Raw genomic sequence first — 14,834 nt, forward strand, 5'->3', positions numbered from 1 at the left:
ACGGCGGCGGACCATTGGTCCGCCGCCGTTTTCTGTTTCTGGTACCGAGTCACGCATCAGGGCCGCGGCTCGGTCGTGATGCGTCAGCGCCGTCCTTCGGTCTCGCCGCGTGGGACGCGTCTCTGCGAGATCGTGGCGGCTGAGTCCAGCCAGGCTTGTACCTGCCGCTGCGCCGGCTCGATGGTGCGCCGCAGGTCGTTCACTGGCGCGGCACTCTCGAAGGCGCGGGAGTACCGGCCACCGCGCACATCGGTGAGCAATGTGAGCAGCACTGCCGAATCGGCCCGCATCGTGATGATGCCACTGACCACATAGTCGGCGCGCAGAGCCCAGCCCACGGCCATGCGGTCGGGAGTCATGCGTGTGGCGCGCTCCGTGAAGTTGGCGCTCACCACATCGAATCGTTCGGAGCCGATGCCTTCGCGCAACTGGCGTGCAATGTCGCGCGTGAACCCACCGAGTTCGCGGTGACTGGTGGTGTTGTTGTAGTCCGTCACCACGATGCGCAGCCGTCCATCGGTGGGCGGCGCCATCAGGGGAGCAAACCCCTGAAGCGGGCGACCCGGCTCGATCTGCACCATGCGTGGAATGTTGCGCGTGAGCGCGACGTCCATCTGTCGCAGGGCATGGGACATGGAGTCGGCAAAGATGCGTCCCACCTCCGCCAGCAGGGCATCACGATCGATCGAAGCCGTGCTGCCGTCACCGGTGCGTACGATGATGCGGGAGGCCGCTCCGGAGGACGTCCCGGCAAACGCCCCTGGCGCTGCCGGACTGGCCGGCGCGGCGGCCGGTGCCGGGTTGGCGGACAGGCCCGTGGCGAGCGTCGGAGAAGTCGTCGCGGAGTCGGTGCGGGGACGGGCAGGGCCCGCTGCCTGCCGTCGATGCACCGCTTCCGCGATGGCGAGGGATTCCGCGCGGGTGATGACAAACGGCACGGTCGTGGTTTGCGCGCCGTCTGTGATCTCGCGGAATACGGGGATGGTTTCCGCCACGGCCGCCGAATCGCGGCGCGCGCCGGCGCGGGCCACCTCCATGCTGGGGGCACCGCCGGTGCGATTGGCATCACGCGCGCGCAGCGAATCGGTCTCGCCCACCGTGGCGACGGTCGAAGCGGGGCTCATCATGGCAAAGGCGATGGCTACCACGGCAGCACTGCCAATGGCGGCCAGCGCCCAGGGCCGCTTGCTCCTGCGCACGGGCAGCACCACACCACTCGACATCGCGGGCAGCGCTTCGAGTTCGGTCAGCAAAGCCCGGGCCGACGCCGGACGCTTGTTCGCGTCCTTGGCCAGACAGTGCATGATGAGCACCGACAACGGTTCCGGGATATCGCTGACGGCCCGGTGAGGAGGTTCGGGCATCTGCGTGAGCTGCGCTGCCAGCGTGGCCTGCGGCGACGCTCCGCTGAATGGGCCTGCGCCCGTGAGCAGTTCGTAGGCCAACAGCCCCACACCATAGAGATCGACACGGTGGTCGGCCGCGGGATCGGCAGCGAGCTGCTCGGGCGCCATGTACGCCGGCGTGCCGATGGCCATGCCCGTGGTGGTGCCCCCGTGCACCGGACTGGCGGCACTCAGTGCCTTGGCCACCCCAAAATCCGTGACGAGGGCGTGCATGCCCGACGTGAGGATGTTGTCGGGCTTGATGTCGCGGTGCACCACCCCGCGCGCGTGGGCGTAGGCCAGCGCGTCAACCACATCGTGCAGGATGCGCACGACGTCACGAGCAGACATGCGCTGCTGGCGCTGCAACGCCCCGCGCAGGGATTCTCCCTCGATGTATGGCATGGAGAACCACAACAGCCCCTGATCGTCGCCCGCCGCCAGCAGCGGCACAATGTGCGGGTGCTGCAACTGCGCGGCGAGCTGGATCTCGCGTCGAAACCGATCGACGTTGACACCAGCGGCCAGCTCAGGGGGCAACACCTTGATGACAACCTTGCGCTGGAGGGCGCGCTCGGTCGCGACGAACACGCGCGACATGCCCGCGCCGCCAAGCTCCCGTTCTATCAGGAAATCGGCGTCGAGGGCACGTTGTAGACGGGACTGAAAATCGCTCACGAGAGATGCCGACGGGGCGTTGGCGGTTTGGGCTGTTCAATGTACAGGGGCGGCTGCCGCGGTGACGGCGGACCAGAAAAATCCGGTCGACGCACCAGGATGGCGCCTTGTCCCTGAATTTCGTAACGTTGCAACATCCATGCTGTTAAGACACCAGGTGGTGCTTCCACCGATGCGCTGGAGTGGTTCCATGGAAATGACACCTTCAATCCATACGGGTGTTGCCCCGTATCTGCTTCGACTGCCGGTACGGAGGGTGGTGCGAATGAGCGTGCTGCTGGCCGCGGTTACCGGGTGCGCCAGCGGAGGAAAATCCGGCCCCAAAGCCGATGACATGGGTGGTACCAGTGTGTCGACGGCCGTGGTGCGGAGTGAGACGGCGGGCATCGCCAGCGGGGTCAACATGGTGTCCATCACCGAGGTGAACAACACGATCGTCATGGCGCCGCCCGACAAGGTCTTTCAGGCCCTGTCGGCCGCGTATGGGACGCTGAATATCCCTGTCACCGAGGTCAACCAGAGCGGCCGGACCATCGGGAATGCGGCGTATCGGGTCCGCCGCCGCATCGGTGATGTGCCCACCATGCGGGCACTGGACTGCGGAGGGGATTCCGGCATGCCCAACGCGGAAACCTACCAGCTCACGCTGGCCATCCGGTCGCGGGTGGTGCCCAATGACGCCGGTGGCAGTGTGGTGCAGAGCACGGTAGAGGGCTCGGGGCGCAACCCTACCACTTCCGCGACGAGCGACGTACGGTGCAGTTCGCTTGGTGTGCTAGAGAAGCGAATCGGGGAACTGGTCAAGAAGACCGTTGCCCCCTGACCGACCCAGGGTGGCCCGCTGGGGCTCGGATGTGGGCGGTTGACCACCTCTGCCCGGTGGACTAAGCTTAGGGTTCTGTTCCGTGCCGCCTCAGGTATGCGCCGTTGCACTGCACACCGTGCGTGGGTGAGATCCTGAGGCGATCCACGTAGAAGTCGGAGTTCGAACGCCCCGGTGGCGATGTCACCGGTCAAACCACTCGCGAATGCCTACGATTAACCAGCTGGTCCGCCGCGCCCGTAAGGATGTGGTGGAGAAGTCCAAAGCGCCCGCGCTCAAGAGCAATCCGTTCAAGCGTGGCGTCTGCACCCGCGTCTACACCACGACGCCCAAGAAGCCCAATTCGGCGCTGCGCAAGGTTGCGCGTATTCGTCTGACGAATCAGCTCGAAGTCACGGCTTATATCCCCGGTGAAGGCCACAACCTGCAGGAACACTCGATCGTGCTCGTGCGCGGCGGTCGTGTGAAGGACTTGCCGGGTGTGCGTTACCATATCGTTCGCGGTACGCTTGACGCCTCGGGCGTGAACGGCCGTAACCAGAGCCGTTCGAAGTACGGCACCAAGCGTCCGAAGCCGGGTCAGGCTGCGGCTGGAGGTAAGAAGAAGTGAGCCGCCGCAAAAGTGCCGTAAAGCGTACCATCCTGCCGGATGCGCGCTACGATAGCCAGACCGTTTCGAAGTTCATCAACTCCCTGATGATTCAGGGCAAGAAGTCCACCGCCGAAGGCATCTTCTACGGCGCCATGGACATCGTCGAAGCGAAGACCAGCCAGCCGGGTGTGGGCGTGTTCAAGCAGGCGCTCAACAACCTCAAGCCGGTGGTGGAAGTGAAGAGCCGCCGCGTCGGTGGCGCCACCTACCAGGTGCCGGTCGAAGTCCGTCAGGATCGCCGGACGGCGCTCGCCATGCGCTGGTTGATCAGCTACTCGCGCGATCGCAACGAGAAGAGCATGAAGGAGAAGCTGGCCGCCGAAGTGCTGGCCGCTTCGCGTGGTGAAGGCAATGCGGTCAAGAAGAAGGAAGACACGCACCGCATGGCCGAAGCCAACAAGGCCTTCGCGCACTATCGTTGGTGAACACCGAGTTGTTTGCAGGAATCAGAAAGGCTCCGGGATCTCCCGGGGCCTTTCTTGTTTCCCCGTGCCTGTGGCGTGATGGTTTCACTGGCGAAAGTTGCTGACGGCAGTCACGTTTGAGGACGTGACGGTTGGGCAAATGTGCCCGACCTGCAGGAGAGGTACGAGCGTTACCGGTTGCGGGATACTGCGGTGATGCGTCCTGACCCTGACCCCCTGCATCAGCTTCGTGACATCCGTTCCTGGAGCGGGACTGCGCTTGTCTTCCGTCAGAATTTTCTCTCTCCGCCTCGCGCGTCAATTGGTGCTGGCGTGCACGGTGGCGCCGGTCATGCTCCAGGCGCAGACACGAGACAGCACCCGTGTAGTCACCCCTCCGGGGCCTGCAGCATGGCACTTGCAGCTCTCGACCTTCCACAGCTCCGCTGACAACGGCTACGGCGTCTGGCAGGGGCAGGATGCGCGCCTGCTGTATTCGTCCACGAGACTGAGTCCTTTCGTGAGCGTGGGCACGCAATCACGACCCAATGGCCGCCAGCAGGTGTTTGGCGCCGGGTCGTACATCAACATCGCGCCATGGATTTACGCCATCGTGGGTGTGGGTGGAGCGCCTGACAACGGTACGGTGCTTTTCCCCAAGATCCGCAGCGACGCCAGCGTGTTCGTCGCCGTGCCGAAGCTGAAGGGCGTGTTGGTTTCCACGGGGTTCACCGACTTGCGCTACACCGACAAGCGGGCCGGCGGGCACATCGTGTCACTCGGTTCCATGGTGTATCGCGGACGGGGCATCTACAACGCCGCCGTGTTTCTCAATGAAGATCGCGCCAGCGGCGCACGCTCGAGTGCCTGGCAGGCCGGCGGCCAGTGGGGCACGCAGGGGAAGTTCTGGGTTGGCGGTGGTGTGGGCTCGGGCAATGAAGCCTATCGATTGCTCTCCACCACGCCGTTCGACGCGCGTTTCAAGAGTCAGTTTGTCACCGCCTTCGCCTCGAAGTGGATCACGACCAGCACCGGTGTGTCCGTTCGCCTCGACTACGAACGCAAAGTGGATGTCTTCAATCGTCGTGCCATTGGCCTGACGTACTTCATCGATTTCTGACCGTATGAAGGCATCGTCGGACGCGCCCGCGTCGCGCCAGCGCTGGGTGACCTGGGCATTGGCCGCGCTCGCGACGGCGAGTCTGATGACCTGGATGGTGCAGAGTCGTGCCGTCGCACTCTGGTGGGAACAGGCGTCGTTTCTCACGTTTGTTCTCAAGTCCTTCATGCAGACGCCCGTTCTGCACGCACTGCCGTTCAAAGTCCCTGTATCCGTAGCGGATGCAGGGTTCGGCGTGCTCGGGGCGGCCATCTGTATTGCGACGGGAATGTTCGTGGCGCGCGGAGCACGTGGTGCATCGCACGCTGCGCCTGCGGGCTGGTTGACCGCTATTGCCCTGGCCGTTGTTCCCCCGATGGTGCTCGCCGGCATTGGCTGGCCTGACGGGAAGGGCATGATCACCAGCGGCACGATGGTGATGGCGCAGGGCGCGCTGGCACTCGCGACACTTGGATGCCTGCGGATGCTGCACGGGGAAAACCGCACGCCCCCTGCCGCCGGCACACCGCACGAAACGATCAGCACTACCACGGCTGATGTCGGTCCTGCCATGCATCGCCATGTGCTGACGTTGCTCACGATACTGGCCGTGGTCTACTGGCTGATCGTATTGCTTGCCGGCCAGTCAGGGTTGCAAGGTTACGACTCGTTCAGTGACCATATCGCACGCCCCGCGCGATGGCTGGTGACCGGCCGACTGGAGCCGGGCATCGACGGCGAAGTCGTGACGTACTACCCCGGCAATTTCGAGATCCTCGTTCGCTGGTTGCTGTCTTTTGGCAGTGATCGTTTTGCGTTCCTGGCGTCGTATGCGAGCAGTCTGGCTTCCACCTGGGTGGTGTATCGGCTGGCGCGGGAAGTCGGACAATCGGTGTCGGCCGCGCGCCTCTCGGCGCTGGCGGCCGCTTCGCTGCAGGTGCTCGCTTACCAGAGCATCGTGGTGTACAGCGACACGTTCACGGCCCTCTGTTTGTTGTTGGCCACGTGGCTGTTGCTGCTGTGGGTGCGCGGTGGTGGAACCGATCGATCGCTGAGCTTTGCATTCGGTCTCGCGCTTGGCATCGCGATGGGTGCCAAGTATTCGGCCGGTCCGCCTGCGGTGGTCCTCACCGTGTTCTGGGCCTGGTACGCGAGTCGCGGTCCGCAACGCGAAGGATTCGATCAGCCGTTGGTGGACTGGGGCGCGTTGGTGCAGCAGGGGCTCTGGTATGCAGCGGGCGTGCTGCCGGGCATGATCTTCTGGTATGCACGCAATCTCGTGCGCGAAGGGAATCCGCTCTATCCGCTTTCGGTGGCCGGGCTTCCGGGTATTCCGCTCGACAACCTGCTCGCTGGTGCGCCGGGGCCACGCACCTTCTGGGAGCGCGTTTCGTATCCGTGGACGGAAACGGGACACATCCTCGGTTTCGAGACCGGCCTTGGTGCAATCGTTGCCACAGTGGTGGTGCTGGCCGTACTCATGGGCCCGTGGACCAGTCAGGGGTCGCGACTGCACCGTCTGCTGTGGCTCATACTGGCCGCCGCCGCATTTGCCTGGGTGCGCACGGGTGTGCTGGTGCCGCGCTACGGATTTTTCCCGATGCTGCTGGCCTTTGTCTTCGTCGGCAGTCTGCTCACGGCATTCCCGTCACGATGGCTGCAGGGCGTCACGGCGGCGGCGATTGCCGTGACCATGGTCGGTGTCGGGTTCCAGCTCGCCGGTGGTGCCGCGTACAACATGCTGTTCTACGACGCCCGACCGCCGATCCCGGCGGTCATCGACACGCTCCCTGGATCTTCCATTGTCAATCTCGCGGCGCAGCCGTCAGGCTACTACGCGATGGGCGCCGACTATCGGCATCGGGTGTTGACGCCGTTCCGGCATTTCACGCCAGACGATGTCCGGAAGACCGGAGCGAAGTATCTCCTCGTGTTGGAGTCCGAAGAGACGGTCTACACGCGTGCATTGCCCATGCAGTTGGTGGAGCGGTGGTCACGCCCCAATTGGCCATCCACTGCGCTGTGGCGTCTTGAATAGCTATGGACCGTGATGCCTTTACGCTGATGGCCGACGCCGAACGGGATCATTGGTGGTTCCGGGGGCGTCGGTTTTTCATCGAGCGCATGATCCAGCGGCTGTCTCTGCCACCTGCAGCGAACGTGCTCGATGCAGGATGTGGATCAGGAGGCAATCTCGCGTTGCTCTCCGGCCTTGGAACGCTGCATGGGTTCGAGTACGATGCCGAGGCCCGCGCCGTCGCCGAGACATTGGGGCTGGGGAAGATCGCGGCGGGGGCATTGCCGGATGGCATTCCCTTCGGCGACACACGCTTCGATCTCATCGGTCTGTTCGATGTGCTCGAACATCTGGCCGAGCCGGTGCCCTCACTCGAGGCTCTGCGTTTGCGGCTTCAGGATGGCGGTGCGCTCGTGCTCACCGTGCCTGCGCTCCCATGGCTCTGGGGGCCGCACGATGTCGTGCACAATCACTATCGCCGCTACACGGCCTCCACGTTGCGCGCACACCTGACGGCGGCGGGCTATGAGGTGGAATACCTCAGCTACATGAACCTCCTGTTGTTGCCGCTTGCGGTGGCACAGCGGCTCAAAGAGCGGCTGTTTGGCTATCGGGTGGAGGCGCTCACGCCGTCACCGTTCATCAACAACCTGCTGTATCGGATCTGGCGACTGGAACGGGCCTGGATTCCCCAACGCCGCCTGACGTTGGGATTGTCCTTGCTAGCTGTTGCCCGTCCTGCGCGGTGAGCACCTGATCATGCCGCCCTTGGTGCTGGTGGTGCCGTGTTTCAATGAAGCGGCCCGTCTCGACGGCGCGCGTTTCATCGAAGCGGTGGACCGCTATCCGTGGTTGCAGTTGTTGTTCGTCAATGACGGCAGCACCGACAACACGGAGCAGGTGTTGCGCGCCCTGCAGGATCAGCGCGCCACACGCATTGCCTGCCTGCATCTGGCCCGGAACGGGGGCAAAGCTGAAGCCGTTCGGCAGGGGCTTCTCCAGGTTCAGGTATCCACCCATGAAGATGGTCTCTGCGGCTTCTGGGACGCTGACCTGTCGGCGCCGCTCACCGAGTTGGTCGCGCTGCGGGAGACGCTCGAACGTCGACCGGATGTGCAGTGGGTATGGGGGATCCGCCTGCGTGCGCTCGGTCGTCAGGTGACACGGCGTCCATTGCGCCACTATCTTGGGCGCTTGTTCGCGACCTGCAGTTCCATCGTCCTGGGCATTGACTCGTACGACACACAATGTGGTGCGAAGCTGTTTCGCAATTCCGCGCTGCTGCGCACGGTGCTCGCTGAACCTTTCCGTTCGCGATGGATCTTCGACGTGGAACTGCTCACTCGCGCGCAGGGCGTCCTCGCATTCACCAAGCAGACCACCCTCGAACAGGCGGTCTACGAACAGCCCCTGGGCCATTGGGAGCACCGCGCCGGCTCGAAGGTGCGCAGCGCGGATTTTGTGAATGCCCTGCGGGAACTGCTGGTGATCCGCAACGCACGAGCGCACTGGCATCGTGCGTGCGATTGATCAGCTCACCGTCAGACCGTCTGCAGCGGCCATGACGGCACCATAGACGGTCGCACCTGGAAGCAGGCGGACGATCGGTGCCGTGACCGTGGTCCGCTTCCCTGAACCACCCACCACGGCGGCCTCGACCACGACGGCGGTTTCAGAGATGATCGGGCCACTGACGCGCGCGCCACGTTCGATGGTGACGCGATCACGTGCGGCGACGGAGCCCACCACCACGGCACCATTGCGCACAATCACCTCACCGTGCGCCTTGATCGATCCGGTGATGCGCGCCCCATCGTTGACGACGATGGAACCGGTCGCGATCAGTGATCCGATGAGCACACTGCCTGCCGGAATCGATACGCCGCCCTCGACACGCCAATATGCCGGCCCGAGTTCGCGGGCCTTCTTGGGCACGAATCGCTCGTAGGCGCCGGTGGGGAGTACCGGTGCTTCGGCCGTTTCGACATCGGTGACACGAATGACATCCGATTCGAGCCGATCGAAAGCCACGTTGGTTCCCAGCACGATCTGCCGCTCTGCGGTCGCACGGCCCCACAGCCGCGAATTGTCCGCCACCTCGAGGCGACCACGGGCATGCACCCAGCGCTGCACCACGGACTGGGGGCCGAGGTACACGTCGCGCTGTCCGAGCAGCGCGCGGTACGTGACCCGGGCGCTACCACGCACCGTCAGACGCGCCAGGCATTCGCTCGCGAGTTCCGTGCCCTCTGGCAGCGGCTCGCTGTCCATGAGCACGATGAACTCTTCGAACGCTTTGCGCTGTGCCGGCAGCGGCTGACCAACCGAATGGGTGCGCACCGTGGTGCCATCGGACAGGCGTGGCGGCACCATGGTCCCCAACAACCCTTCGCGCGTCGCGCGCGCCGTGAAGGACTCGGCGAAATACGTCAGGTTGCCGGCATCGTTGCCAACCGCATCGAGCGGTGCCGCATCCCGCGGACGCATCAACTCCATGAACGCGGGAATAAGCGGGATCGCCATCCACGCCAGCATGGTGAGCAACAGCAGGAAAAACATCATCGTGGGAGATCCCATCACTTGCTCCTCGACTGCACACGTGACTCGCGATGACGTTCCGTCTTCTGCCACTGCACGGGCTGACCACGCAACCACGACGCTCGTGACAGGGATGCCCGGCCTACCGACACGGTGCTCACCAGGAACCCGAGGAAGAGGAACGGCAGCATCCGGATGCGCTCACGTGAACCATCCAATCGACTGGCCGCCGCCACCTGGAAGAACGCGGCGAAGTTGCCGACGGTGTTGAAGGACGAAATCGCCAGAATGGTGACACGTCCCCACTGCGGCGGATAGCCGGCATAGAACAGGGCGATGGTGCAGAGCCATCCTGCCAACAGCACCAGCGGCACCACGAATACACCGAGCAACAGCACGCCGTCGAGTACCTGCCAGAACGGAAGGTCGCTGCGATTGCGGATCAGGGCGCCGAGGTAGCGACGCAGAGCCTGATTGTGCCCCTTCGCCCAGCGCTTGATCTGCCGGATGCGCGATTCCCAGGTCTCTGGCACCTCTTCATAACACTCAGACCGGTTCTGATAGACCACTTCCCAACCGGCAATCACCAAACGCACGGTGAGATCGGTGTCTTCGGCCAGCGAGTCCACACGCCAGCCGCCCACGTGATCCAATGCCGCACGACGCACGCCGCCGACGGTACCGCCATACTGCGGCACGAGGCGCAGATTCATGCGGGCCTGCTGGTCGACCTGATAACCACCGGCCCGCTCGAGATCGAGCAGGCGCGTGAGCAGCGACACGCCCACGTTCAGCGGCACAACGCGTCCCATGACTGCGCCGACTTCGGGATCGAAGAACGGTGACACGAGCTGCTTCAGGAGCCGCGTGCCGGGGATGTAGTCGGCGTCGAACACCAGAAACACTTCATCGGTGTGCAGCGCCATCGCGTCGGCGAGCGCGGCGGCCTTGCCGGGAATGCCATCGTCGCGCAGGAAGGGGATGACACGCCCGGGATAGTTCTCGGCGTACTCCACCAGGATACTGCGTGTGTCGTCGCTCGATCGATCGTCGATGGGGACGATCTTGAGGCGATCTTCCGGATAGTCACAGGTGAGCAGCGCGTCGAGCGAATCGCGCACCACGCGCGACTCGTTGTGCGCGGGCACAAACACCACGAGTGAGGGCCAGTCTGCCTGCAGGATGTCGACAAACGGCTGCCGATGACGCCCGAACAGCCGGTTCAGCGTGAAGAAGTAGTGCCGCAGTGTGTAGATCGCGAGCACCGCGATGCAAAACCACAGCACCACATTGGACACGCTCACCAGGGTACCGACGTTCATGTGCGTCCTCCCATGCCCAGGCGACGCATCACGAAGTTCCCGAGCATGCCACCAAGGCTCACCGCGCGTACGACGCGCGAACCGATCGGTGTGATCGCACGCACCGACTGCGGCGTCGGTGTCGGGCGCGGACGGGTGGTCGGGTAACGGGCCGGACGCATGGGCGGACGACGATCTGTGGCGTCAAGGACACCGCCGGAACGCCAGCTCATGCCCCAGCCGTACAAGGCCACATACACGAACACGTCGAGCAGTACGCCGAACACGAGGAACAGGAGCGGCATCGCCAGCACCGACGCGCGGTGGATCACCCAGGCGTGCACCGCCGCCTGCATCGGCAGGAGCAGACTCAGATGCACCAGCAGCATGGTGGCCATGGCCAGCTTCTGCCAAAGCAGGAAATCGAAAATGTGAAACGTGAACGCCACGAGGAACGGCGCCAGCACGAGGATGATGACACCACACACCAGCAGACCGGCGATGTAGTCGGCCAGGGAGTAGGTGAACGGCGGCGAGGCGAAGCTGAACCAGAGTTGGGCCGTCGCCTGGAGTACCGCGAGCGCGCGCAGCAGGTATCCCACAGGCAGCAGGCGGCCCTTGAGGAACATGCCTGTCACGAAGAGGATGCCACACACCAGCCATCCGGTATTCACATCGAGTGACTGCGGCCATTCGGCCGTTGCCGTGAAATACGGAATCGCCACGCCGAAGGGCCCGACTTCGAACACCTGTGTCGAGACCACGCCCGGGAGACCCAGGGGTTCACGAATCAGGTTGAAGAAATCGCGCCAGAGTGCCATCAGGGGGTCGAGCAACGCAAACATCGCCACCGCAAACATCAGCGGCAGCACGACCAGATCAATGAGAAGCGACCACGACACCTCGAGGCCGATCATGGCTCGGTGTGGCGCAATGCGACCACCTCGGAATCCACGATCCCGCAACTCGCTGGTGCGACGAGTCGGACTACCAGTTACGCGCGACACCGACGGCTACTCCGTGGTTGGAAAAAGTGGACGGGATGCTGGAGTCGTACTCACAGTCCCACCGAAAGACGTTCGAGCGTCGCGTTGACTTGCTGATGATCGAGGCGCCGCGGTCCGCGCCGATCCTGCGGACTACGCAGCAACGTGTCGATCACATCGGCGATGCGTTTGGCCGCGTGCCCGTCGCCAAAAGGATTCTGGCCACTCGAACGCGCCTGGTAGAGCGCAGGGTCATTGAGGAGGGCCGAGGTGCGCGACAGGATGGTCTGGGTGTCCGTACCGACCAGTTCACCAAAACCGGCATGCACGACTTCCGGACGTTCCGTGGTGTCGCGCAGGATGAGGATCGGCTTGCCGAAGGAGGGCACTTCTTCCTGGATGCCGCCGGAATCGGACAACACAAAATGCGAACGGCGAATGAGCTCGAGCAGTTCGGGATACGGCAGCGGGTCGAGCAGATGGATGCGCGGGGTCTTGCCCAGTCGCGCAAACACCACGTCGCGTACGCGGGGATTGAGATGCACCGGGAAGGCGATCTCGACGCGCTCGTGTTGTGTGACGATGGCTTCCAGCGCGTCGCAGATGGCCTCGAGATGGTCGCCGAGGGATTCGCGACGGTGCACCGTCGTGAGCAACACCCGCCCCTCACTCCACGGGATGGCATTGAGCGCCGGCGTGTCGAATTGCGCGCGCGGTGGCACCATGTGCAGCGCATCGACCACCGTGTTGCCGGTGACGTAGATGTCCCCGTCGGGAATGCCTTCGGCGATCAGATTGTTGCGCGCTTCGTTGGTGGGCGCGAAGTGCACATTGGCCGTGCAGGTCGCGACGCGGCGATTGACTTCTTCCGGGAACGGGCTCGAGAGATCGAAGGAGCGTAGCCCTGCTTCGATATGCCCGATGGGGATGCCTTGATAGAAGCCAGCGAGGCAGGCGGCGGTGACTGTGGAGGTGTCACCCTGCACCAGCAGAAAGTCGGGGCGGTGCTCGAGAAAACACTCGGTGAGCGCAGCCATCGCTCGAGCCGTGAAGACTCCGAGATTCTGACCGTTCTGCATGAGCCCGAGGTCGATGTCGGGTTCGATCCCGAACACATCGAGTGCCTGTCGCAGCATTTCACGATGCTGCGTGGTCGCGACGACGAGTGGCGTGAGAAACGGGTGCGCCTGCACGGCTTTGACGACCGGGGCCATCTTGATGGCTTCCGGGCGTGTGCCGATGACGATGCACACCTTGTGGAGCGCAGGAGCGACGGACATCAGCGGTCTAGACGTGGGAGAGCTCGCCGGGGCCACCGGTCGGTGACGCCCGTCGCTGTGGAGGTGTGACAACGTCGATTCCGGAGCAATCGTATCTCGCCGGATCGGGCGCCAGGGCGTGCAGGTGTGAGGATTGGCATCCCGCTGCCACACTGCCTCTGCAGCACCGTCACAGATCGAGCGCCCAGCAATATGGCATACTGACCTGATCGTGGTGAGGGAGGTGCGCTAGATCACCCCATTCATCGCTCGTGCTGGCAGTAACGGGAAAAAGAAGGCGCCCCCTGTCGTGAGACAGGGGGCGCCGACGTTCTTCGCGTGATGCCGATCAGGCCTGCTGCTGCTTGCGGCGACGCGCCACCAGACCCAGTGCCAGCAGACCCGCGCCCATCAGCGCGTAGGTCGACGGCTCGGGAACGACCGTACCGGCCGCGCCCACCGTGAAGCCGTGCCAGTTCTCGTTCTGTTCCACCGTGAACTGGATCGTGTTCATCGAACCCGCGAAGCGCAGCACGCCGCTGAATTCGATACCCGTGAACAGGTAGCCCAGCAGCGGATCGAACCCGGTCGTGTACGTGCCGTTGCCCCAGTACGCTCCCGGCGTGGTTCCCGGCGCATTGTTCGAGATGATCTCGAAGGGGCGATCAAAGGCGTAGGTCACCGCGTTGTTGGCGTTGCCGACGCTGATCAGGGCGATGTACGGATCGATCACGGCCTGACTGAAGGTGATCGTGCTCGGCCGGATCGGCTGATAGCCGTTCGGGCCAGCGGCCACCATGTCGATCAACTGGATGAACGACGAGTTGTCGGGCATCGGGTTGTACGAGCCCGGCGAACCGCTGAAATAATTGATGCCGCCAGTCGGCACCGAGCCAGCGCCCCAGCTACCGGTTGGAGCCGCGCAGCCATTGCCGGCGGCGTCGACGACACCGTTGTACTGACCGGTGTAGGAAACGGTCGTGCTGCCGAATGACCCGGTGACGGTCGAGGAACACGACGCGTTCCAGGACGCCCAGGTCTGCGCCGTGAGGGCACTCGGGAGAGCGAGGAGAGCAGCGACCGCGAACGTCAGGGACTTCTTCATGGTGTTAGGCCTCATGGGCACAGAAGATAGCGAAGTGACTCAACGCACAGTAGAGGTGCGACGCTCATCCTGAATGCATCTGGCGTACCACGGTCGATCCTGGCGATGGAATGCCCCCTTGCCGACCGCGGTCAGGTACCTCGATGAATAGTATATAACGCCTTGCCGTGGAATGACATATACGCTCGTGGCCGCCATTGCACCTGGGGGTCTGAATGGTCGAGTTCGGCATATGTTACCAAACGGCGAGTGTTGCATCTGCAGCAGAGGTGATACGGACTCATCGTGGTCTGTAGGATTCATGCAACGGTTTGTGGCCTGCTGGTGCGGCCAGTCTTCCCAGGGCACGTGCCCACCCGTCCCTTCCCTTCATGTAGACTTGGCGCAGACCAGCGACCGAAGGTACGCCGGACCGGCTGAACGACCGATGAACGCGCCCATGCGCCGGCCGATGTACCTCGATGATGTATGTGGATGATGTATGTGATGATGTGCACCGCTGCCCGAATGTGCGCCGTCGTGCCCGGTGGTGTGGCCGGAGGCTGTAATCCCTCTGTGGGCTGGGTTGACTTGCCTCACGGCCTCGC

General features: G+C 63.8%; 13 protein-coding genes. 7 read left to right on the forward strand and 6 right to left on the reverse strand.

Annotated elements, in window-relative coordinates:
- Positions 1 to 83: 83 nt before the first annotated feature.
- On the reverse strand, positions 84 to 2,063 hold the full coding sequence (locus GAU_RS20410) for a serine/threonine-protein kinase (RefSeq protein ID WP_012682346.1): 1,980 nt from the start codon (positions 2,061 to 2,063) through the stop codon (positions 84 to 86).
- 265 nt (positions 2,064 to 2,328) lie between these two features.
- On the opposite strand from GAU_RS20410, the gene GAU_RS04390 reads away from it, so the two are divergent.
- The 7 genes from GAU_RS04390 (at position 2,329) to GAU_RS04420 (ending at position 8,588) form a co-directional block, all read left to right on the forward strand.
- A complete protein-coding gene (locus tag GAU_RS04390; protein WP_012682347.1) occupies positions 2,329 to 2,886 on the forward strand; it encodes a hypothetical protein in 558 nt (185 codons plus the stop codon).
- A 205-nt stretch (positions 2,887 to 3,091) separates the two neighbouring features.
- Positions 3,092 to 3,496: a 30S ribosomal protein S12 gene (gene rpsL, locus GAU_RS04395; protein ID WP_012682348.1), complete on the forward strand. Its 405-nt coding sequence runs from the start codon at positions 3,092 to 3,094 to the stop codon at positions 3,494 to 3,496.
- A complete protein-coding gene (rpsG, locus tag GAU_RS04400; RefSeq protein ID WP_012682349.1) occupies positions 3,493 to 3,963 on the forward strand; it encodes a 30S ribosomal protein S7 in 471 nt (156 codons plus the stop codon). Before rpsL ends, rpsG begins: the two co-directional genes overlap by 4 nt.
- A gap of 259 nt (positions 3,964 to 4,222) precedes the next feature.
- Positions 4,223 to 5,062: a YaiO family outer membrane beta-barrel protein gene (locus GAU_RS04405; RefSeq protein ID WP_156798902.1), complete on the forward strand. Its 840-nt coding sequence runs from the start codon at positions 4,223 to 4,225 to the stop codon at positions 5,060 to 5,062.
- 4 nt (positions 5,063 to 5,066) lie between these two features.
- A complete protein-coding gene (locus GAU_RS04410; RefSeq protein ID WP_012682351.1) occupies positions 5,067 to 7,079 on the forward strand; it encodes a hypothetical protein in 2,013 nt (670 codons plus the stop codon).
- A gap of 2 nt (positions 7,080 to 7,081) precedes the next feature.
- Positions 7,082 to 7,807, forward strand: a complete 726-nt coding sequence (locus tag GAU_RS04415; RefSeq protein ID WP_012682352.1) for a class I SAM-dependent methyltransferase — start codon at positions 7,082 to 7,084, stop codon at positions 7,805 to 7,807.
- Positions 7,808 to 7,817: 10 nt separating this feature from the next.
- Positions 7,818 to 8,588 (forward strand): glycosyltransferase, encoded by a 771-nt coding sequence (locus GAU_RS04420; protein WP_012682353.1) that lies wholly within the window; start codon positions 7,818 to 7,820, stop codon positions 8,586 to 8,588.
- Here GAU_RS04420 and GAU_RS04425 read toward each other — a convergent pair whose 3' ends face one another.
- The 5 genes from GAU_RS04425 to GAU_RS04445 all read right to left on the reverse strand — a co-directional run bounded on the left by GAU_RS04425 (position 8,589) and on the right by GAU_RS04445 (position 14,247).
- Entirely contained in the window at positions 8,589 to 9,635 is a 1,047-nt protein-coding gene (locus GAU_RS04425) for a polymer-forming cytoskeletal protein (protein WP_012682354.1), read from the reverse strand. It lies immediately after the preceding gene.
- Positions 9,635 to 10,918, reverse strand: coding sequence for a glycosyltransferase (locus tag GAU_RS04430; protein WP_012682355.1), 1,284 nt, complete (start codon positions 10,916 to 10,918; stop codon positions 9,635 to 9,637). Before GAU_RS04430 ends, GAU_RS04425 begins: the two co-directional genes overlap by 1 nt.
- Complete coding sequence (locus tag GAU_RS04435; RefSeq protein WP_012682356.1) at positions 10,915 to 11,904, reverse strand: hypothetical protein; 990 nt, start codon at positions 11,902 to 11,904, stop codon at positions 10,915 to 10,917. Before GAU_RS04435 ends, GAU_RS04430 begins: the two co-directional genes overlap by 4 nt.
- A 50-nt stretch (positions 11,905 to 11,954) precedes the next feature.
- Positions 11,955 to 13,163, reverse strand: a complete 1,209-nt coding sequence (gene wecB, locus GAU_RS04440; RefSeq protein ID WP_012682357.1) for a non-hydrolyzing UDP-N-acetylglucosamine 2-epimerase — start codon at positions 13,161 to 13,163, stop codon at positions 11,955 to 11,957.
- 328 nt (positions 13,164 to 13,491) lie between these two features.
- Positions 13,492 to 14,247, reverse strand: a complete 756-nt coding sequence (locus GAU_RS04445; protein WP_012682358.1) for a PEP-CTERM sorting domain-containing protein — start codon at positions 14,245 to 14,247, stop codon at positions 13,492 to 13,494.
- Between the last annotated feature and the right edge of the window lie 587 nt (positions 14,248 to 14,834).

This window comes from Gemmatimonas aurantiaca T-27 (genome assembly GCF_000010305.1).
GTDB lineage: Bacteria > Gemmatimonadota > Gemmatimonadetes > Gemmatimonadales > Gemmatimonadaceae > Gemmatimonas > Gemmatimonas aurantiaca.